We start from the raw sequence: 22,588 nt of genomic DNA, 5'->3' as shown, positions 1-22,588 counted from the left end.
TTAACGTTCAATTTTGGTGAAGAAAGAAAGCAATTCTTCCGATTTTTCCGGCGAAACAGGAATTTCTTGTTTGTTTTTTAGAATAATAGTTCCGCCGTCTGATTTGCTATAACATTCTACAAATTTTGTATTAATAATGTACGATTTATGGCATCTGAAGAATTGCTTGTAATCTTTCAAAGTTTCTTCAAAATTTCTCAAGATTCTGCTAGTGATGTGTTTTTTTCCGTTTTCCAAGAAAACTTGCGTGTAATTGCTATCCGCTTTTAGATATATGATTTCTTCGGTAGGAATAAGTTGTAACATGTTGCCGTCAGGAATGGCAATTTTTGTTTCTTTTATCAAACTTTCATTTAGTGAAACCAATTGTTCGTATTGCGGAATCTTATTTTTTTGTTTGTAGCGGTTTATGGTTTCTGTTAATTCTTCTGGATCGATAGGTTTTAGTAAATAATCTAGAGCAGAAGTTTTGAAAGCCTGAATAGCATATTGGTTGTAAGCCGTGGTAAAAATAATCGTAAATTGAATTTCATGGGCTCCAAAGAAGTTAACGATTTCCAATCCGCTGTATTTAGGCATTTCGATATCTAGGAAAACCAAATCAGGATTGTGCTTTCTGATGGCAATTACTCCAGAAGGCAAATCGTCGCAAACCGCCACAACAGTTATTTCAGGCGCTATTTGTTCGAGTACTCCTTGTAAATAAATCTGCGCTCTTTTTTCGTCTTCAATAATAATGGCTTTCATTATACTTTTATTTTTATGGTTACTAGTGTTCCACTGCTTTCTAAATTATCATCATACAAGTCTTGATACTCTACCTCAATTTGATATTGATCTTTATTCAATAACATGATTCGCTCTAAGTTTGCTTTTGTAGCAAATGATTTTGGCTTTGAGGTATTTAACTGATTCAATGCTGCAGATTTTACTCTTCCAATGCCGTTATCGTAAATAGTGCCTATTAATAGGTTTGGCGCTTGCCATTGAAATGCTATTTTCAACTTTTTGTCTCTACTGCTGTGTGATAATCCATGAAGAATGGCATTTTCTACATAGGGCTGAAATAACATGGTTGGAATTTTAATTTGTTCAAGATTTGAGATCGTACCATAGGTAATTTCAAATTTCAAATCTTTGAATCGCATTTGTTGCAATTCTAAGTAGAGTTGTAGCGCGGCGATTTCCTCTTTTAGCGAAATAGAGTCTACATCTGAAAATTCAAGGATTTTTCGAGTTAATTTTGAAAACTTGGATAAGTACGTAGCAGCTTCTTTAGTTTCATTCGTAAAAATATACGATTGTATGTTGTTGATGGCATTAAAAAAGAAATGAGGATTCATTTGCGATTTGATTAATTGCAGTCTAGATTCTTTCAAATTATTCTCTAGGGTTAATTTTTCGATGGCTTTTTCATTTTTGGTTTTTATTTGTTTGATTTTCCATCGGTAAATAAAAAAACTAATCGTGCTTAGTAAAGCAATACTACCTACCAAAAACCAAGTTCGCTTCCAAAATGGTGGCAGAATCTCAAAAGAAAGGCTATGAATGAATTCAATCTGCGAAGTATTTTTATTCTGTATCCCAATTTCAATGAAATACTGTTCAGGCGCCAAGGAAATAAGCTTGATGTTTTTAGAATTGTGGTTCAGATTTTTTAAAGCGCCATTAATGCGATACACCAACTGATAATCGCTGTCAAAATTAAAGTTTAGTACGTCAAAATTGATTTGAATGTCGTTTTCACTAGCTTTTAATTTTTGGTTATGAATCGATACATTCTTCTCGTTTACCCAAATGTTCTCCAAAATTATTTTTGGCTTCTGATATGAATTTTCAAAGGAATTTTCTTTGTCAATGCGAATGATTTTGTCTTCCGTAACTACAAAATAATTCCTTTTAAAGGAAAGTAAATCTTTGATTTTTAAAAACTTGCCAACCGAAAAAAGTTTCGTGATCTTATCGTTCTTTAAACGAAATACAGTGTTTTTATCTACCAGTAAGGTTTGGTTTTGGTCTTTTTTTAATAGCGTAAAGAGGCGTTTGCTCTTTATCTTTTGAATTGTATTTCGTTTGATTTCAAATAATTCGCCTTGGTTGCTAAGTGCAATGATTCTTTGGTTTTCAGGGATTAGGCTTTTGATAAATAGCGTTTTGTTGCGATAGGTTATCGAATGAGGTTTGCCATTTTTTAGGGCTAACAATCCATTATTAGTGGCAACGATAATCTGTTTACTTGTCTTATCAAAAACAATGGATTTTCCTCTGATGTTCGTTAAGATATTGTCTTTCCATTCTATGGTAGGATGGGTTGCGATAGTATTTACAAAGCCTGTTCCTGTAGTAAGAAAAGAATTGTTCTCATAAGGGATGATTTGTTTTACGGCACTGTTAAAGTGCGTTACTTTTTTATCTTTTTTGTTTAAAACATAAAAACCGTTAGCAGAAAAGAAATTGAAACGGCTGTCTGCATTGAAATTAAGGTAATATATGGGATGTGAATCTTGATTTTTCCAATAGACTTTGTGATTTAGTTCTGCGTCTAACGCCAATATTTTGCCCGAACTTGAACTGACAAACAATTGATTGCCATCGGAAGTTATTGTATTGAACTTTTCATTTGGAAGTTGTAATTCCCAAGTGTTGAAGTTTTTAATAATGAAAATTCCTTTCGATAACGAAGTAAACCAATACACATTATTAATGTCTTTGAATACTTTAGATATGTCTTCGGCGGGAAGTCTTGAAGTAAAAAGCAATTCCTCGCCCTTCATGGTGTAAGCATGAACTCCTTTTTTGGTGGATATCCAGATGGTGCCGTCAATAATTTCGAAATTCTGTATGTTGTTGTCGATGTTAATTGAGGCTACCGGTAGAAAATTGTTTTTCGAAAATTGGTAGAGCTTACATTTGAAATCCGATTCTTGGGTAAGAAAGTAAAGATTGTTTTGCTTTCGAAAAGATAGAATTTTAGGGGCTATTTTAATTGCTTCATTTTTCACGTTTTTTCGATTCCAATTTTTCAATGAAATGCTCTGCGTGTTGTGGTTACCGAAGATAATTTCATCATCACAAACTTCTAAGAAACTCGTTTGTATTTCGGGGATTTTGATTTCCTTTTTAATTTTTAGGGTTTTTATATCCCTCACTTCAATTCCGTCCCAAGTCGTTTTGATTAAATACTGATTGGTAATCACAAAGTTTACGAAGCCAATGTTGTTTTTTTGGGTGAAGGTTTGCATTTGGCCTGTACGATCCACAAAGAATAAGAAACCATCAAAGGTTTGGTACCAAATTCTTCCCCATGTATCTTCTTTAATATTGGAACCCGATTTAGCATGCAAGTCAGGATGCGAATACGATTTGAAATCGAAACCGTTGTATTTTAAAAGCCCTTCGTCTGTAGCTATCCAAATGAAACCTTTGGAATCTTGAAAAATATCATAAACAACAGATGAAGGCAAACCACTTTTTATATCTAATTGGTCATAAAAAATAGTTTGACTACCACTTGTCAAGGTCCAAAAAAAGGATAGAAAATGGATGAGTATATTTTTCAATTTAGAAATTTTTGCAAAGGAATTAATAATATAGAAGTCAAAAAATATTTTCACTCACTCAAAACAGGGTTTCATTTAATTTATTTAAAACCTTGTGTGAATTTCCAACATATTTGTGTCAAATTTAACAAATTAAAATATGAAAAAATTATTACTCACTTTAATTTTATTAGTGCAAGTAAGTTGGTCACAAACACCAATTTATGAATTTAATTTTAATAATAGTCTACTGGCCAAAGGTAGTTCAACACTTGGTTTTACTTCCTATACTAATGGAGCGCCTGGAACCACATTTTATTATCCAGATAGATTTGGAGCTAACGAAAGTACGTTAATTAGAACTCCTAATAACACTAATTATTTTGTTTCATCAACATTACCCGATTTACCCGTTGGAAATCAAGCAAGAACCATTTCCTTTTGGGTAAGAATGACAGATGTTACACAATTTGATATTCAACATTTGGTTGGATATGGAGAAAATGTTAGTGGAGAATCATTTGGGTTTAGTCATGGTCCAAACAATACCATCAGAAATTATTATTGGGGAAATGAAACTAACTTTATACAGTTTTTAAAGTTTGGAATGTGGTTTCATATTGCTGCAACGTATGACCCTACTTCTGCTACTGAAAAAGGAAAACTATTCATTAATGGAAAATTAGTGAGTACTTCCAATATATCAATCAATACAAACGGAACAGACAAAAAGATTTATATAGGAAGAACATCTTTATCTGGTCTTACTTCTGATAAAGGATTTCAGTTAGACGATCTTAAAATTTATAATACTGCCTTAACAAATCAGCAGGTTTTTAACGATTATCATGGAGCAAATACAACATCTTATCCAACGAATAATTTATTAGCATATTTTAATTTTGAAAACAATTTAAACAGTCATAATGGGACTTATAAGTTTCAAGAGGCAAGTAATAATAATATTCCTTACATAAATGCAATTAATGGGAATGGAGTGTCTTTTCAACAATCATATACTCTTATGAACAGAGATGGCATCAGTGGAAGTGCTAATCTTTCGAATGATCTTGGCAATACTGAATTTACAATTGCTTTTTGGCATTACACTGATAACATAACAGGTACGGTTCCATATCCAACTTTATTTGAAATGAATGAAAGATTATATTATAGGCATCAAGAATTATCAACAAATTTACGCGATGAATGGGGATGGTTAATGTCTAATAATGTTTGGGCATCACGTGATGTGGGTTTTGGAATTGGCGGATGGCATCATATAGCCATTGTTCATAAAGCATCTGGTTCTAATTTAGTAGGAATGAAAGTGTATTTTGATGGAGTAGATTATGGTATGAATACAGCTGGGTATAATGTGTTGCCATTAATTACTACAACTTTGAAATCAATTTACTTAGGAGGAGGAACTTCTTCTAATGGAACCGTTATTGCCAATAATAAACGCTTTAACGGAAAAATTGACGAAGCGTTTTTTTATAACAGAGCTTTAACTCAAGCAGAAATTATACAATTAAAAAATTATAGAACCTTTACTTGCCCCACAGGTAATGTTACTCTAACAACTCAAGCAGAAGTAGATGCACTAGCAAGTTGTACTTCTATATCAGGAAATTTAACCATTAATGGAGGTGGGAATTCTTTGAACTTAGCACCGTTAAATAATATTACAAGTATTACTGGGACTTTGTTTATTACTGGTTTGTCAAATAACCAAGTAAATATATTTCCTAATTTAACTACAGTAGGAAATGGTATTGCAATACAAGGTAATACCTTTCAACAATTTGGAGGATTGAATGCTTTTACTACTTTAACAGCAGGTAATATTCAATTTATTGGAAATTCTCAGTTAACTACTATTTCGGGTTTTGGTAGTTTAAATAGCTTAACTTCGGGTAATTTAGGTTTTGCTACAAACACTAATCTTGAAACCGTTAATGCTTTCTCAAATTTGCAAACGGTAAATGGTTTGTTGATTAGAAATACTAAGTTGACAAACTTAAATTTTCTCTCTTCATTACAAACCAACAACGGTCAATTAAGTATTGATAGTAATCCTTTACTTACCAATGCCACTTTTCCTAACATGGTAAACCATAATTTTTCTAACGGGACAACTGGTGCTAGATATTTGAGAATTCAAAATAATTCTGCTTTAACGACCATTGGCAATATTGATTTTAATGGTTCAAGTAATTGTGAATCTATGATTATTACAGGTGCGTTGATTAATAATGTATCTAATTTGGGTTCTGCAAGTTTTACAGTAAATGGTTTAGTACAGATTGCTAATACCTCTTTAACTAATTTAAATTTTCTTCAAAATTTAACTAGTTGTGGTAGTTTGCAAATTTCATCTTGCAATCAATTAACTAATCTAAATGGATTAGCAAACTTAAATGCAATTAATGGACAAGGTTCAAATATTGGATTGTCAATAACATCAAATACAAATATTATTTCTTTAAATGGGTTATCAAGTAATCTGATTATTTATTCGTTGCCTGTAAATATTAATAATAATGCAAGTTTAACTAATGTAAGTGCTTTGAATGTTATAGATGTTTCTGGAATTACAACATTAGCAATTACATCTAATCCTAATTTAGCAGCATGCGCAAGTACATGGCTGTGTGATTATATAGTTACAGGAAAACCTTTAACGGTTTCTGGTAACGCCACAGGTTGTGAGTCAGTTGCAGCAATAAATACTGCATGTGCCGCTTTATCTAATTCAGATTTTAATTTAGCAGAGGTAAGTTTATTTCCAAACCCAACAGACGCAATATTTTCAATTGAAGTGCCAAATGAAGTAGTCAAACAAGTTAGAATTTTTGATGTAACAGGAAAAATGCTTTTAGATTCAAATCAGTCAACTCTAAATGTTAGTTCGTTTGCTTCTGGAATTTATATGATAAATATCGAAACAGAATCAGGAAAAATAGGAGTTAGTAAATTGGTTAAGAAATAATGAAAAAAATAGAATTTTACAAACTCGAGATTACTTTATTTATTTTATATCTATTGCTTTTCTCTATTGGGTTGTTAGTTTTTTAATCAAAAAGCCTGTCAGGAAAATTTCTGACAGGCTTTACTTTTAATATAAATAAATTAAATTATTTCGTAATCTGTTTCAAATCAGCAATAGTTGCTATGGGGTCCTGAGCTCCAAAAACATAACTACCCGCTACTAGAACATCAGCACCAGCATCAGCTAATTGTTTGGCGTTTTTGTTGGTAACACCTCCGTCAATTTCAATTAAGGTAGAAGCATTCTTTTTGTTGATTAATGCTTTCAGCTTTTCTACTTTCGAATAAGTATTTTCGATAAAAGATTGTCCTCCAAAACCCGGATTTACACTCATGATACAAACCAAATCAATATCTTGAATAATATCTTCTAATAAATCTACGTTGGTATGAGGATTCAAAGCAACACCTGCTTTCATGCCTTCTGCTTTAATAGCTTGAAGTGTTCGGTGTAAATGTGTGCAAGCTTCGTAATGAACCGTTAAAACATCAGCACCTAATTTTTTGAATGTTGTAATGTATCTGTCAGGATCGACAATCATTAAATGAACATCGATAGTTTTTTTTGCATGTTTGTTGATAGCTTCTAAAACGGGCATTCCAAAAGAAATATTCGGAACAAAAACGCCATCCATAATGTCAATATGAAACCAATCAGCTTCACTATTGTTAATCATTTCAATGTCGCGTTGTAAATTAGCAAAATCAGCCGCTAAAACTGATGGGGCAATCAAAGTGTTTTTCATCTTGTTGAAAATTGTTGTTGTGTTGTGGTACAAAATTAGTCTATTTGTTCCTTTTCCAAATTGTTTCTTAGAAATATTTATGATTTGACGCTTTAGTAAAAAATAAAACTCCGGAAACCCGAGCGAAGCGAACAGACTGGAGTTTTATTTCCAAAAAAAATAAAACTCCGGTAATCAGCCGGAGTTTCAATCATCAATCAAAAAACGAACAGTCTTAGACTGTTGTTACTGTAATTTAGGGATTAGCCTAAATATGTTTTCAAGATTTTACTTCTTGAGGTATGTTTTAATCTACGGATAGCTTTCTCTTTAATTTGACGAACACGTTCACGAGTTAAGTCGAAAGTTTCACCAATTTCTTCTAAAGTCATAGGGTGTTGATCTCCTAAACCAAAATACAAACGAACAACATCTGCCTCACGTGGAGTTAATGTTTCTAATGAACGCTCGATTTCAGTACGTAAAGATTCATGAATTAACTCACGGTCTGGATTAGGTGATTCCCCAGAACGTAATACGTCATATAGGTTCGAGTCTTCTCCTTCTACCAATGGAGCGTCCATTGATAAGTGTCGACCAGAATTTTTCATAGACTCTTTTACGTCGTTTACGGTCATGTCTAATTCTGCGGCTATTTCTTCAGCGGAAGGAGCACGCTCATTAGATTGCTCTAATAGAGCATACATTTTATTGATCTTGTTGATAGAACCAATTTTATTTAAAGGTAAACGCACAATACGAGATTGTTCTGCTAATGCTTGAAGGATAGACTGACGAATCCACCAAACGGCATAAGAGATGAATTTAAATCCACGAGTTTCGTCAAAACGTTGAGCTGCTTTAATCAGACCTAAATTTCCTTCATTGATTAAATCGGGTAATGTTAAACCTTGATTTTGGTATTGTTTAGCAACTGACACTACGAAACGTAAATTAGCTTTGGTTAATTTTTCTAAGGCACGTTGGTCACCTGCTTTAATGCGTTGCGCTAACTCAACTTCTTCATCAGCAGTAATAAGATCTACTTTACCAATTTCTTGTAAATATTTGTCTAAGGAAGCAGTTTCACGATTAGTTACCTGCTTTGTAATTTTGAGCTGTCTCATTGAATAGGTTCCTTACTTTATAAGTTTCAGTAGTTATACGTGTGAAATAGCAAAAAGGTTACAAAATGTTTTGAATTAATTTACATTAAATGTTTTTGTTACTAAAACTGGTGTGCCCATCGATGAAAAACCCTCTATCCTGATTTCAAAGTTTCCAGAAACATCCGATGTAAAGAAGTTGATTTCCTTTTTCAAATCTATTTGAGGAATCCATAATAGCTGATGTCTGAAATCTGGGATTCGATTCAAGTTTTTTGCTTGTAGATAGTTAGGAAAATAATATTCTTTTTGGGGAATAGGTCTCAATACTTCAGGTTTTATGATAAAATCTCCTTTTAATTTGCTCTCATAATCGAAAGATTTTGTGGTAAAGGAAACGATACCATTAAATAGCATTGTACCATATTGATAACCACCATAGACCACTTCTATTTTTTGGATGTTTTTGGGGTCGTAGGAAAATAATTCATTAATATCCGAAATATAAAGTCCATCAACTAGAACCAATGAAGGCATTGGTAGTTCATTTCCTTCGTTATAATCATCTAGATAGATATAACTTTTATTTTCTTGTTGTTTGAAATAAATTCGAGGAATAATTTCGATAATTGTTTCTTTTATAGAAGAAAATCTAGTGTAATTGTCGAGAATATATTCTTTAGCTAAATGATCATAAAAAGGTTTATTATAATTGGAAGGCATTATTGAATCTTTTTTTACCGAATAGTATGCGTTTTCTATTTGACTGGCAATTAATCTTTGTTCCAATGACTCTTTCATTGCTGAATTAAATGAAAGATTATTTGGAAAAACCAATTGGCTGTAATCGAAGTTTTTTTGTTTTGTAACTTCTATGGTATAATCGTATAGATCATTGCCTACTAATTGTATAATTATATTGGAATTTTCATAAGGTTTGTCAAGAAGAAAGATGAAATTACCGTTACGGTCTGTTTTGGTAATTTTAAAGGCAAAAGAATTTCCAGGAATAGATAAAGCTATATTTTTTCCTTCTACGGATAAGTTTGTGTTTTTAGGAGTGATCTTTCCCTGAATAATCTCGCCTCTTAGCTCGGGCAAATGGATACTACTCAGGTTTTCTACTACAGAAGGAGTATTTTTTCTACTAGAAACAAAAGTTAAAGGATTCCAATTGGAATTTTGTTCTAGATTATCTTTTTTACGTACAGAAATAGAGAAGTTTCCCTCTTTTAATTTTTTATTTTGAATATCGAAAGTAACGTTAACCGCTTCTCGATGTGAAAATTCAGTTTTATTTAGCTTAATTGTGATTTCTTCTGAATTATTCTCTGTGGTTTTATTTGCGAGCGTGTCTAAGGATGTATTAATAGCTTTGTTGCTGGGCTTATATGGATTATATATGGTGATGTCATTGGCAAAATAATCAGATTTAAAATTCAACATCCAATTGGTATAGGCAATTAATTTGTAATTTCCAGTTTCCCATGTTGTAGGGATAAAGAAATCTCCTGATCCACTTCCATTGTCTAAAAACACTTTCTGTTTCATGACACTTTCTTTATTTTCATTGACTAATTCAATGTAAACGATCTTACTTAAATCGGATTTAGAGATATGTTCTTTATCTAAAGAATAGATTTTATAAAATATAGTTTCACCAGTAATAAACGCAGTATTGTTGATGCTAACAAAAACGGTTTCATTGATCTGACGATCTATTGTTGTGATTTCGTTTGGAGAAATACTGTCCTGAGCAAATACAAAATGTTGTGTTGCTAAAGAAATAATGATGTTGAAAATGAGTTTTAATCTATCCAAAATGAAGGTCTTATGTTCGACGAAAATGAAGTACAATCTCCGCAAGGAGTGTCTAAAAAGTATAAATCGGGTTTGTTTCCATAATAATAAACAATTTGATTATTATTTAGGTAATAAATAATGTCTTCACCGACACATTCAGGTGAGGGACCAAAGCAAAAAATCATGTTGAAAGGTTCACATTTGTAAAAATATGGAGGAAATGGTTGATCAGGAAAGTAGTCAGTAAAATTGAAAAAAATTCTCTTTTCTGATACCGAACTTATATCAAAAAAACCGATGACTTTTTCATCTGGATCTGTTTCACATTTCAGATTTCCGTACAAAAAACCAGGTTGGTTTTGCGAAAGGATTCCTTCGCTGCCCGATATTTCTTTGAGTGTTTTGTAAAAAGTGTGAGCTTCTAGATTCTGTACGTATTGTTTAACCAATATGCTATATCTATGAGCAATGATTGGGTTTTGGTCACTGATGAATCGTATAGGAAAATTTACTCTATCTTCACTCTGTTCGTTTGTATTGGTTACAATGATGTCAGTAGATTTTTCGGTACTATAACACACTCTGGCTTCGGAGTCCCTAAATACAAAATCTATGGAAGTAGGACCCGTAACAATGGCTTTTTTATAAACCCAATTTGGAGCTTCAACCCTATAAGTTTCTTCATATTCATACCGATAGTATTTAGAGGTATTGGTTGGGTCATAACTTTTTACAAACAACTCTAATCCTTTAACTCCTTCTTTAGTAGTAACTGTTGGAACAATATCTTCAATGGTATTTTCTGTGGTTAATTTTTCTAATGTTGATGAATACTCTTTGTTTTCAGCAATGACTCTGAGTTGATAGGTTCTTCCGGTAACAGCTTTGAAGGGATTGACGGAGACATATTTGCCAGCATCCTGAACAAAATTGTACATATTTCCTAGATCGTCTTTTATAAAAACAGTGGCGTCAGTTACATAGGTTGGCCCTGCATCTTCAAATTTATAGGTTTTAGAAATTTTTATTTCATGTCGTTTCAACTCATTGGTTATTGTTGCTTCTATAACTATAACTTCTTCAAAGGTATCTGTTTGAAGAGCCATAGGTTCCGTGCAACTTATAATGAATAAACTTATGAGTAGAAATAAAGAAAATTGAATTATTGTTTTTTTCATAATTTTTAGAACTTAAAATTATAAGTTATGGTGGGTACCGGTATTCCGAAAATAGATGTTTTATAAGCTTTTATTTCCCCTTTTGTTGTGATGAAATAGACCGAATATGGATTGTTTCGACCTAAAACATTATAAATGGAAATATTCCAAAAGCTATGTGCCAACTTATTTAATTTATGGTTTCCTTCGATGTTAAAACCAATGTCTAAACGGTAGTAATCTGGAATGCGGTATTTGTTGCGATCGCTATAGAGTGTATATTCGGCCCCTCCATAAGTATATTTCCCTATGGGATAGGTGATGGGTCTTCCGGTTTGATATACAAAATTTCCTGATAAACTGTAACGTTTCGTGAATTTATAGTTTAGAACTGCACTAAAATCATGAGGTTTGTCAAAATTAGCAGCAAAATACTTTCCATTATTGACTCTTTCTTCTGCAAATTTACTATTCGTTTTAATGAAGGTTCTAGAGTAGGTGTAACCAACCCAACCGTTTAATTGGCCCGTTTGTTTTTTAATTAAGAATTCCATCCCATAAGATTTTCCTTCTCCTTGAAGTAATTCTGTTTCGATGTTTTCGTTAAGAAGTAACTGGGCTCCTGTTTTATAATCTAGTATATTGTTTGATTTTTTGTAATACCCTTCTAGACTGAATTCTAGATCTTTAAATGCAATGTTTTTAAAAAGACCCAATGAGAATTGTTGTCCGTTTTGTGGTTTAACATTTAAATCTGAAAGTTTCCATGTGTCTGTGGGAGATTGTGTTGTGTTACTAGATAACAAATGAATATATTGAAAAGTCTTATCAAAGCCTGCTTTAATCGAGAAATCTTCATTAAACATATAACGCATAGAGATTCTCGGTTCAAATCCACCATAAGTTTGTATGATTTCATTGTTTCCGTATGTTTTTTCACCAACTACTGTGGCATCATTTTTTGGCTTTCCTTGTTCGTATAATCTTTGGGTAGAAGCTCCTAATGCAGCAAATATAGAGTAACGGAAACCGATGTCGAAAAGTAGTTTTTTATTGATTTTAAGATTATCACTTACAAATAGTGCCGATTCTAAACCTTTTTCCTGAGGAATAGTAATTGCGTTTAAATCCGATTGTGGGTCTCTTGGAGTGAAGTTACCTGGATCAATAGTGTAAAGTTTACTGCTTATTCCATACGAAAATTTGTTTTTGTCGTTCAAGGTGTAGTTAAACTTCATAATACCTTGTGTTTCGTTGATTTTGTATCCGTAATCAAAAGCATTTGGATTATTTGAATTGTAAGCGATGTTGAATTTGTACTCGCTGTTAGTTATATTAAATTCTCCTTTGTTTTTCTCGTTAAAAGTATGTTTCCATTTTATTGAAGCCATTCTGTTACTGTATTTATAAACAGAATCAGAGGTGATGCTAAAAGCATCTTTGCTGTAGTAGAATGTAGCTTCTACACTGTTTTTTTTGTTCAAATCATGATGGTATTTTATGATTCCATCATAGAATGAAGCTTCACTTTTTTGAAGTTGTTCTTCTTTTAAACTCCTGAGAATCCATCCGGAATAAGTAGCTCTAAATCCGCCCAATAGGCTAGCTTTGCCTTTGACTAAAGGAGTAGAAATCGTTAAATTACTTGTTACTGGGCCTATACCGGCCTCTCCTGCTATTTTTTCTGTATTTCCGTTTTTAGAAATGATGTCGAAAACAGAAGATAATCGTCCTCCATATTCAGTAGGAATACTTCCTTTGTAGATGTCAACTTTGTTGGTTGCATAAGGGTTGATTGCCGAGAAAAAACCAAAAAAATGGGCAGGATTATATAGTGTTCCATTGTCTAATAATATCAGATTCTGATCTTCTTTTCCTCCTCTTACGTTAAATCCTGCTGATCCTTCTCCCGCTGTTTTTATACCAGGAATGGTTAAGGCAATTTTTAAAACATCTCTTTCCCCTAAAACTAAAGGAGTATTTTTAATGCCTTCTGCTTCAATGGTAGTTACTCCAGTTATTGAAGTTCTAATATTTTGTCTGCGTCTTCCTTTGACAATTACTTCGTCTAATATGTTTGTATTGTCTTTTAATTGTAGGTCTAAATTACCATTACTGTAAACCATAATTTTTCTGGATACTCTTTTGTATTCTTCAGTTTCTGTCTCAATTGTGATTAGCCCTTGAGGAACTTTAAGAGTATAATACCCCTGGTTATCCGTTGAAGTGGTATTTTTTGTGTTTTTGACTTTAACAGTTACATTTTGGATTGGTTTACCGGTTTTAAGGTCTTTGATGTAACCTTCAAGAGTGTAAGATTCTGTGTCTGAACCTGTGGATTCTTTTCCAATTAATGTAATGTTGTCAGTATTTTTTTGTTCAATTTTTTTTATAGAATCAAACTGACGAAAAAAGATAGGGTTTTTAACTGTTTTGTTTACTATGTCTTGATTGTTGAAATAATTTTCTGGTAGTTTATCGTAGATGATACTGTTTTTCGTAAGTATAATTCGATTGTTTTCTAAATAGAAATTAAGATTAGTTTTTTTTAGAAGCTCATTTAAAATTTCTTTTATTGGTTTCTCAGAATAATTTCCTGAAATTAATTCTTTGTCTTCTTTAAACCAATCTTCAATGTAATAGACTTGAAACCCATGTTCTGTTTCCATTTTTTGAAGTACTGCTTCTCTTGTCAAATCGTTAAATGAAATAGAAATGACTTTATTAGTGCTGTTTTGTGCTACTAACAAATTAAAGAAGAATAAAAAAGTGAATAGATAAATATTTTTCATTCGTTTATTCCGTTTAACGATTTTGTTGTAATGCTGTTTATATATTGGATTAATTGTTCCATGAATCTTATTTTGTTGTTTTTTTCCAGATTCGTATTTGAAGTATAGAAAGCATTAATTTTTTCTTTAATATCTGGAAAAATACGAATGACGTCCTTTTTAGAATGTATGATAAAGAAATTGTCTTTGAATTCGAGGATGAAATTTTGGTAATAGTCGTATTCTCTTAAAATTCGATCATTTTTTATGAGATCCCTTTTTTTCTTGTAATGTTTGATGTAGAGTGAAAGCTTTGGGGAAGTAAAATGTTCAGCATAAAAACCTTTTAGGAAAGAATTTTTATTTTTATGATGGTCTAGATTTACAAATTTTGTTTGATTTAGAATAAAATACAAGATGAGATCTTTCTTTGTGTTTATAGCAATCTTATAATCTTGATTTTGCGGCATCAAAATTAATTCGTCTTCTAAGATGTCATATTTAATACTGAGATTATTGAATACTTGATTATCGTAGTTAACAGTTCCAGTTTGGAATTCGTTTAAAATCCAATAGCGGTGATGATTTTCTGAAGTTTTATCATAGTTTAAATGAATACTTCCATTATATAGAGGTAGGCTAACTAATCCGGTTTGTGTGTCAAACCAATTATATAAAGTATCCTTTTTAATCTGACTATAGGAGGTGAGGTTAAAAAAGAAAAGATAAATGACAGTTAATACTGTTGTTTTGTAGTTCATTTGTTGATTGATAATGTAGAAAGTACAATATTAATGTTATTTTTTTCATCTCGTGAGAAAATTAACATAAAAAAAGATGAATTATTTAATAAAGATATACTTTGTAAATTAAAAAACCCCCAAAGAATATGCTCTGGGGGTTTGACTCACGAATTAAAAATATTTAATTAACCTTGTGATTTATCCTTATTCTCGTCTTTCTTGTCTTCACGAGGAGGACGAGGCAATAATTGTTTTCTTGATACTTTCTCTTTACGAGTTTTTGGATCGATACCTAAATATTTCACCATAAATACATCACCAAGATTAACAACGTCAGATGGTTTGTCTGTACGTTCCCATGCTAATTCTGATACGTGCAACAATACTTCATTTCCAGGTGCTTTTGTGTATTCTACAACAGCTCCAAAGTCTAACATTTTAATGACTTTTACTTCGTAAGATTCTCCTACTTCTGGTTTGAAAACAATTGAATCAATCTTAGCGAGTACTTTTGCAATTCCATCCGGATCTGTTCCAAGAATTTCTACAACACCTTGTTCGTCTACTTCGTTAATCACGATAGTAGTTCCCGTAGCTTTTTGTAATTCTTGAATTACTTTTCCGCCAGGACCAATTAACGCTCCGATGAAGTTTCCTGGAATAGTGCGAGTGATAATTTTTGGTGCTTTAGGTTTTACTTCTGCTCTTGGTTGAGAAAGCGTTTCCATGATTTTACCCAAAATATGTAAACGACCTTCACGAGCTTGGTTCAACGCTTGTTCCATGATGTCGTAACGTAGACCGTCAATTTTGATATCCATTTGACAAGCAGTAATACCATCAGCAGTTCCTGTAACTTTAAAGTCCATGTCTCCTAAATGATCTTCATCACCTAAAATGTCAGATAGAACGGCAAATTTTTCACCATCTGTAATCAATCCCATAGCAATTCCTGATACAGGCTTGATCATTTGTACTCCAGCATCCATTAATGCTAAAGTTCCAGAACAAACTGTTGCCATTGAAGACGATCCATTAGATTCTAATACTTCAGAAACTACACGGATGGTGTAAGGGCAATCAGCAGGAATCATGTTTTTTAAAGCTCTTTGCGCTAAGTTACCGTGTCCTACTTCACGACGAGAAGTACCTCTTAAAGGTTTCGCTTCTCCAGTTGAGAAAGGAGGGAAGTTATAATGCAAGTAGAAACGTTCTTCGCCTTGTTCTGATGGTAAATCAATCACATTGGCTTCTCTAGATGTTCCCAAAGTAACGGTTGCCAAGGCTTGAGTTTCTCCACGGGTAAAGATAGCAGAACCATGTGCTGAAGGCAAATAATCAACTTCAGACCAAATTGGGCGAATTTCTGTTGTTTTACGTCCGTCTAGGCGAACACCTTGTTCAAGGACAACATTTCTTACAGCCTCTTTTTGTGTTTTGTATATGTATTTCGATACTAATTCTGCTAAATCTGGGTTTTCAGCGTATTCTTCTTCTGAAAACAATGCTTTAACTTCTTCTTTGATTTCAGCAAATTTTTCACCTCTTTCACTTTTTGCAGAAGCTGCTTGAGCTACTTCATAATATTTTTTGTAAGAAGCCTCTTTTACTTTTGCATAAACAGCATCGTCAGTTTTTTCAGTTTCATATTCTCTGTAAGTTGGAGTGCCTACAGCAGCTCTTAAACGCTCTTGAGCCTTGATCTGAATTTTGATAGCTTCGTGTGCAAATTTGATAGCTTCGATCATTTCTGCTTCTGAAATTTCTTTCATTTCACCTTCCACCATACAAACAGAATCGTCAGATGCACCAATCATCATGTCAATATCTGATTGTTCTAGTTGTTCTCTGCTAGGATTGATGATTAGCTGACCGTTTACACGACCTACGCGTACTTCGGAAATAAGATTGTAAAAAGGAATATCTGAAACAGCAAGACAAGCAGAAGCTGCTAAACCTGCTAAAGCATCAGGCATAACGTTTTCGTCATGAGACATTAATTGAATCATAACTTGTGTTTCCGCGTGGTAATCGTCCGGGAATAATGGACGTAAAACGCGGTCAACCAAACGCATCGTTAAAATTTCGCTGTCGCTAGGTCGGGCTTCTCTTTTGAAAAATCCGCCTGGAAAGCGACCTGCTGCCGCAAATTTCTCGCGGTAATCAACAGTTAGAGGTAAAAAGTCTACCCCAGGATTTGCAGTTCTTGCTGAAACTGCCGTTGCCAATAACATTGCATCGCCCATACGCACAACTACAGACCCATCGGCTTGCTTGGCTAATTTTCCAGTTTCGATACTGATGCTTCTTCCGTCACCTAAATCGATAACTTCTTGGAATACTTTTGGAATCATAAATAATTCATTTGTTAATTAAACAATGGGTTTTAGTTGTGTTGTTGTGTGTTGTTGTGTAGTTGTTTGAAACCCAATGAAAAACCAAACTTTTTCTGTGTAAAAAATGCAAAAATAAAAAGAGGCGCGCAGGCACCTCTTTTCATCTTGATTATTTTCTGATGTTTAATTCTTTGATAATCGCACGGTATCTGTTGATTTCCGTATTTTTTAAGTAATCAAGAAGTGATCTTCTTTTACCTACTAATTTTACTAACGAACGCTCAGTGTTGTAATCGTGACGATTTCTTTTTAAGTGTTCTGTTAAGTGGTTGATTCTGAACGTGAATAAAGCGATTTGCCCTTCAGCAGAACCAGTGTTTTCAGCTTTTCCTCCGTGTTTAGCGAAAATTTCAGCTTTAGTTTCCTTTGTTAAGTACATGCTAATATTGTTAAAATGATTATTATGCAGATTGAGATATCTCAATTTCCTGCAAAGGTAAACTTATTTTTTGAAGTAGCAAACTTTTATTTATTTGTTAAAATAATTTTGCAACTTGTTCATTTACAAATTCTAAGAAACGTTCGTCCGCTTCGGTGAAAGGATCTAAGACATGGCTGTCAATATCAATTTGGCCAATGTTAACTCCGTTGACGAACAAAGGCACTACGATTTCTGACTTTACGGTTAAGCTACAAGCTATATAATTGTCTTGCGCCTTAACGTCCGGTACTACAAAGTTGGCATTAGATTCAGCAACTTGTCCGCAAATTCCCTTTCCGAAAGGAATTACGGTATGATCGGTTTCTGCTCCAACATAAGGGCCTAAATGTAATGTTTTGGTTTCGTGATTGGCAAAATAAAAACCAACCCAGTTGTAGTAACTGATATTGTCTTGTAACAGTTGGCAGATATTCAATAATTTTTCATCTCTAGTTAAAGAGGAGTCAGAGGTTATTTCTACTATTTTAGGTTGTAATGCTTCGAAAGTCATTTTATTTTCTTTTTTATTACAAAAGTAGACAACAGCTGTTTTAAATTTTATATAAATTTGTTAAAAAATCGATTTGAAACAAGTTTTACAACAATATAGACCTTTTCTGCTATTTTTAGGGAAATTTTTTCTGTCTTACTTTGTGTTGACAGCAGTCTATCGAATGTATCTTTCTTCTTTTGGTAAAAATGTCGTGGACGGGATTACTAGCAATGTTTCTTTTCTGACACAAAAATTAGCAAATATCTTAGGGATAAAAATTGCAACCCAATCTTTTCAGGATTATTATAAAATCTTTTATGAAGGGGAGTATGTCGCTCGAATCATTGAGGGCTGTAATGCAATTAGCGTTATTATTTTATTTGTTGCATTTGTGATCGCTTTTTCAGGAAGATTGAAGCCTACTTTGTTTTTTGCTGTCGGTGGCGGTTTGTTCCTTTATATAGTAAATGTATTCCGAATCATTATTCTTGCTGTTTTACTTTTTTCGTTTCCCAATCAAGTTCATTTGTTGCACGGTGTTTTATTTCCATTGCTTATTTACGGAATGGTTTTTTTGTTGTGGATAGTTTGGGTTAATAAATATTCTGTTTATGCTTCGAATCATAAAAAATAACATCGCAAGAACTTTTCTTCTGTTTTTTTTCGTTATGCTCTTGGTTTTAGTGAGAGTGTTTGAAAATCATCTGTTTTATGATCCTTTTACAGATTATTTCAAAGCAGAATTTTCTAACTTACCCTATCCGGAGTACAACAGTTTTTCGCTTTATTTTAATTGGATTCTGAGATATTTCATTAACGGATTGCTTTCACTGTTGATTCTTTATGTTTTGTTTAAAGAAATAGCTATAGTACGATTTTCAGCTGTTTTATTATTGTTTTTTTTAGCGGTTCTCCTTTTATTGTTATTTGTTTTTCTGAATTGCTTTGATGAAGATAAGAAAATGACCTTTTTCTACATTCGAAGATTTGTTATTCATCCTTTGTTTTTATTGTTATTTATTCCTGCATTCTTTTACCAGAGAAAAAATTCATAATTATTTTCTGTATCTTTATGAAAATTATGGATAGCCATGAAAATTATTAAGCATTCTGGAGATGTAGTTGATTTTGAACGAAAGAAACTAGAAAGGTCTTTACTGAAATCAGGCGCTACACCTTCTGTTGTTAAAGAGGTATTGAAACAAATTGAAAAGGAACTCTACGAGGGTATTTCAACCAAGAAAATTTACAAATTGGCTTTTGAGCTTTTAAAAGAAGAATCTTCTTCTACGGCGGCAAGATACAATCTTAGATTGGCATTAGAAATGTTGGGACCTGCTGGATTTTATTTTGAGAAATATATTTCACATTTATTCAGACATGGAGGATACAAGACTAAAATCAATCTTAATTTGAAAGGTCGATGTGTTTCTCACGAAGTAGATTTATTGGTGAAAAAAGGAGAAGAACTTAAAATGATCGAGTGTAAGTTTCATACCGACCGTGATATAGTTTCTGATGTAAAGGTGCCAATGTATATTTTATCAAGATTCAATGATTTGAACAGTCAGTTGTTTGATGTTTTTGATGAGAAAGAACGCATTAACAAGTGTTTGATAGTCACCAATAATAGGTTTTCTGAAGATGCTGTTCGATTTGCTCTTTGTTCCGGTATTGAATTATTGAGTTGGGATTTCCCTAAGGATAATAACTTACGCAACAGAATTGATAATATTCATTTTTACCCCATCGCTTGTCTTACCACTTTGTCTTTGGCAGAAAAAGAACAACTCTTATCGCACGAAGTGATTTTAGTGGATGAATTATACAAAAGCTCGGAAATTCTCGAAATAATAGGACTCAGTCCCACAAGAATAACCAATGTCTTGAAGGAAGTTTCCGAATTATGTCTTAAAACAAAATAACTATGAAAATACAGTTTTTAGGAGGGGTAGGAACAGTAACCGGTTCCAAAACGTTAATCGAATCCGATAATGGTATCCGAATATTAATCGATTGTGGACTTTTTCAAGGAAATAAGGAAACAAGACAACTTAACTGGCAGCCACTCCCGATTTTACCATCCTCTATAGATTATGTGTTATTAACGCATGGGCATTTAGACCATTGTGGATGGTTGCCTAGATTGGTCAATCAAGGGTTTGAAGGAAAAATTTATTGTACTAGTCCCACAAAGGCTATTTCTCAGTTAATTCTTCTAGATTCAGGTAAAATTCAGGAAGAAGAGGCTGAAAAAGCGAATCAAGAGCATTATTCTAGACATATACCCGCAGAACCTCTATATACTGTAGATCAAGCTGAAAAAGTATTCCCTTTTTTTAGAGTGATTCAGTTGGACAAAACATTTGATTTGGATGCGGAAATTTCAGCTAGATTTTTTTACGCGAGTCATATTTTAGGCGCTTGTTCTATCGAGTTAAATCTAGAAGGTAAGACATTGGTTTTTTCAGGAGATATTGGTAGAGATCAAGATGATTTGTTGTTTAAACCAGTGAAGCCTAAAAAAGCAGATTATGTGTTTTTAGAAAGTACCTATGGTGATAGATTACATCCCGCGAATATTCCTATGGATGATTTGGAGCGATGTATTAATGAAACCATCGCAAGAGGGGGTAACGTGATCATTCCTAGTTTTGCAGTCGAGCGAGCCCAAACTATTATGTTTCTGCTCTGGAAATTGAAGCAAGAAGGACGTATTCCGGAAATTCCTTATATTATTGATACTCCAATGGGGATCAGGGTAATAGATTTGTTTACAGAAAACAGGACTTGGCACAAGCTAAAACTAGAAGATTGTGAGGCTATGTGCAGTATGTTTTCATTAATTACCGATTTCGAGGAAACTATTGAAACGATTTACAGCGATCATCCCAAAGTAGTTATTGCAGCTAGTGGAATGGTAACCGGAGGAAGGGTGTTGAGTTATTTAGAACGTTATATTGTTGATGATAAAAACACCGTACTGATTGTAGGTTTTCAAGCAGAAGGGACAAGAGGTAGAAAGCTAATTGAGGGCGCTAAAGAAATAAAAATATACGGACACTATTATCCGGTGAATGCTCAAATTATAGAAATTGAAGGTCTGTCGGCTCATGCTGATCAAGAAGATTTATTACAATGGTTGTCGGAGTTGGAAACGAAACCTCAGAATGTTTTTCTAGTACATGGTGAGCAACCTTCATTACTTACTTTAAAGAATATGGTGGAGCATCGTTACGGTTTCAATTGTGAGGTTCCTTACCTGCAACAGATGATAGAGATTAACTAAAAAAAACCATTGGGTTTATAATCATATAATTTCTTTAACTGTTTTCAGGGTTTTGTTGGTTTTCTTTTTAAGTTTTAAGAGAACTGACAAAACCCTTTTTTATTGAATTATCTAAGTTTTTTTTTACTCGGGCAGGATGCTTTTTTTGGCGTGATTTGTCCTTGTTTGCGAGTTTTAATCCTATTTTTCTTTTAATGGTTCGTTTATTTTTTGCTTTTTAAAATTGAATATTAATCGCTTTGATGGTGATTTTTTTATGAAATTTTTAAAAATAGTAAAACAAAAATTAGTAGTAATTAAAAATTATTGTAAATCATTAAATGAGGAAGATTGCCCACTTTCTATCAAAAGGAACCTTTCTAGTGTTCGGTTTATTTTTTAGTATTAACAGTTTTGCTCAGGAACAGGAGCAGAAAGAATTTCAGAATCCTCCAATAAATGTTGAAACATTGGTAGGTGACAGAGGAGTTTCTTTCCAAATGATTATTGATAAAAAAATCAAAAGTATTCCACGTCTTGGTTTTTTTAGCGTTACAGATATTAACTCTGATTGGGGTGTTCAAAATTTACAGGATCACATGACGCAAGCTAGCTTAACAGTAGATTTGTTTAAAGGGTTAAAATTGGGCGCAGGTTTTCATAATACACCTGTTACCGGTATCCGACCATCGGCTAGTTTAATTTATGCTCATGCAAGTGAAGATTGGTTTTTTATCGTTGTACCTCGTGTAGATCTTAGCAAAGATGCTAACTTAGAAGGTCTTGCTTTGGTTGAGTATAAACCGAAAATCAGCGATCAATGGCGTTTATATACTCGTTTGCAGGGAGTTTACGCGCATACGATGTCGCAAGATTTGCATGCGAGAAGTTATTTTAGAGCTAGAGCAGGAGTAAGCTATAAAGAATTTGCTTTCGGTTTGGGTTCAAATGTAGAATATTACGGACCATTAAAACATAATGAAAATAATTTTGGAGGCTTTGTTCAAGTGTTGTTGTTTTAATTTAACATAATAAACAAATAAGAAATGTCATTGGAGTTTTTAAAGCTTTAATGACATTTTTTTATTCAAAGAGGTAAAGCAATGTTTTCA

Annotated in this window: 17 protein-coding genes; 6 read left to right on the top strand and 11 right to left on the bottom strand. The window is 33.0% G+C overall.

Annotated elements, in window-relative coordinates:
• Both NAT50_RS01260 and NAT50_RS01255 read right to left on the bottom strand, forming a co-directional pair.
• Positions 1-747 (bottom strand): LytR/AlgR family response regulator transcription factor, encoded by a 747-nt coding sequence (locus NAT50_RS01260; protein WP_250590688.1) that lies wholly within the window; start codon positions 745-747, stop codon positions 1-3.
• Positions 747-3,560 (bottom strand): sensor histidine kinase, encoded by a 2,814-nt coding sequence (locus tag NAT50_RS01255; RefSeq protein WP_250590686.1) that lies wholly within the window; start codon positions 3,558-3,560, stop codon positions 747-749. Before NAT50_RS01255 ends, NAT50_RS01260 begins: the two co-directional genes overlap by 1 nt.
• A 139-nt stretch (positions 3,561-3,699) precedes the next feature.
• On the opposite strand from NAT50_RS01255, the gene NAT50_RS01250 reads away from it, so the two are divergent.
• Positions 3,700-6,534: a LamG-like jellyroll fold domain-containing protein gene (locus NAT50_RS01250; RefSeq protein WP_250590684.1), complete on the top strand. Its 2,835-nt coding sequence runs from the start codon at positions 3,700-3,702 to the stop codon at positions 6,532-6,534.
• Between the two features lie 145 nt (positions 6,535-6,679).
• Here the strand turns inward: NAT50_RS01250 and rpe are convergent, their stop codons facing one another.
• The 9 genes from rpe to NAT50_RS01205 form a co-directional block, all read right to left on the bottom strand.
• A complete protein-coding gene (gene rpe, locus NAT50_RS01245; protein WP_250590682.1) occupies positions 6,680-7,339 on the bottom strand; it encodes a ribulose-phosphate 3-epimerase in 660 nt (219 codons plus the stop codon).
• 242 nt (positions 7,340-7,581) lie between these two features.
• Entirely contained in the window at positions 7,582-8,445 is an 864-nt protein-coding gene (locus tag NAT50_RS01240; protein WP_014164868.1) for a sigma-70 family RNA polymerase sigma factor, read from the bottom strand.
• A gap of 75 nt (positions 8,446-8,520) precedes the next feature.
• Positions 8,521-10,245 (bottom strand): hypothetical protein, encoded by a 1,725-nt coding sequence (locus tag NAT50_RS01235; RefSeq protein WP_250590680.1) that lies wholly within the window; start codon positions 10,243-10,245, stop codon positions 8,521-8,523.
• The gene (locus NAT50_RS01230) at positions 10,233-11,405 is read right to left on the bottom strand and encodes a DUF4249 domain-containing protein (protein ID WP_250590678.1); all 1,173 of its coding nucleotides are present in this window, start codon (positions 11,403-11,405) and stop codon (positions 10,233-10,235) included. The genes NAT50_RS01235 and NAT50_RS01230 overlap by 13 nt, the downstream gene beginning before the upstream one ends.
• Before the next feature lie 5 nt (positions 11,406-11,410).
• Positions 11,411-14,176, bottom strand: a complete 2,766-nt coding sequence (locus NAT50_RS01225; RefSeq protein WP_250590676.1) for a TonB-dependent receptor — start codon at positions 14,174-14,176, stop codon at positions 11,411-11,413.
• Positions 14,173-14,916 (bottom strand): hypothetical protein, encoded by a 744-nt coding sequence (locus NAT50_RS01220; protein WP_250590674.1) that lies wholly within the window; start codon positions 14,914-14,916, stop codon positions 14,173-14,175. The genes NAT50_RS01225 and NAT50_RS01220 overlap by 4 nt, the downstream gene beginning before the upstream one ends.
• 167 nt (positions 14,917-15,083) lie before the next feature.
• Positions 15,084-17,252 carry a polyribonucleotide nucleotidyltransferase gene (locus NAT50_RS01215; RefSeq protein ID WP_250590672.1) on the bottom strand — a complete coding sequence of 723 codons (2,169 nt, stop codon included), beginning with the start codon at positions 17,250-17,252 and terminating at the stop codon, positions 15,084-15,086.
• Between the two features lie 151 nt (positions 17,253-17,403).
• Positions 17,404-17,673 carry a 30S ribosomal protein S15 gene (rpsO, locus tag NAT50_RS01210; protein ID WP_250590669.1) on the bottom strand — a complete coding sequence of 90 codons (270 nt, stop codon included), beginning with the start codon at positions 17,671-17,673 and terminating at the stop codon, positions 17,404-17,406.
• A 97-nt stretch (positions 17,674-17,770) separates the two neighbouring features.
• Complete coding sequence (locus tag NAT50_RS01205) at positions 17,771-18,226, bottom strand: GAF domain-containing protein (protein WP_250590667.1); 456 nt, start codon at positions 18,224-18,226, stop codon at positions 17,771-17,773.
• A gap of 73 nt (positions 18,227-18,299) precedes the next feature.
• Between NAT50_RS01205 and xrtF the strand changes: the two genes are divergently transcribed.
• The 5 genes from xrtF (at position 18,300) to NAT50_RS01180 (ending at position 22,498) form a co-directional block, all read left to right on the top strand.
• Positions 18,300-18,842, top strand: a complete 543-nt coding sequence (gene xrtF, locus NAT50_RS01200; RefSeq protein ID WP_250590665.1) for an exosortase family protein XrtF — start codon at positions 18,300-18,302, stop codon at positions 18,840-18,842.
• Positions 18,820-19,263, top strand: a complete 444-nt coding sequence (locus NAT50_RS01195; RefSeq protein ID WP_262918553.1) for an exosortase F system-associated membrane protein — start codon at positions 18,820-18,822, stop codon at positions 19,261-19,263. The genes xrtF and NAT50_RS01195 overlap by 23 nt, the downstream gene beginning before the upstream one ends.
• A 36-nt stretch (positions 19,264-19,299) precedes the next feature.
• Positions 19,300-20,133, top strand: coding sequence for an ATP cone domain-containing protein (locus tag NAT50_RS01190; RefSeq protein WP_250590663.1), 834 nt, complete (start codon positions 19,300-19,302; stop codon positions 20,131-20,133).
• 2 nt (positions 20,134-20,135) lie between these two features.
• Positions 20,136-21,497, top strand: coding sequence for an MBL fold metallo-hydrolase RNA specificity domain-containing protein (locus NAT50_RS01185; RefSeq protein WP_250590662.1), 1,362 nt, complete (start codon positions 20,136-20,138; stop codon positions 21,495-21,497).
• A gap of 320 nt (positions 21,498-21,817) precedes the next feature.
• The gene (locus NAT50_RS01180) at positions 21,818-22,498 is read left to right on the top strand and encodes a hypothetical protein (RefSeq protein WP_250590660.1); all 681 of its coding nucleotides are present in this window, start codon (positions 21,818-21,820) and stop codon (positions 22,496-22,498) included.
• The last annotated feature ends 90 nt before the right edge of the window (positions 22,499-22,588 follow it).

This window comes from Flavobacterium luminosum, assembly GCF_023635005.1.
Lineage (GTDB): Bacteria > Bacteroidota > Bacteroidia > Flavobacteriales > Flavobacteriaceae > Flavobacterium > Flavobacterium luminosum.
The sequence above is the reverse complement of the archived record's forward strand: the minus strand, read 5'-3'. Positions and strand labels throughout refer to the sequence as shown.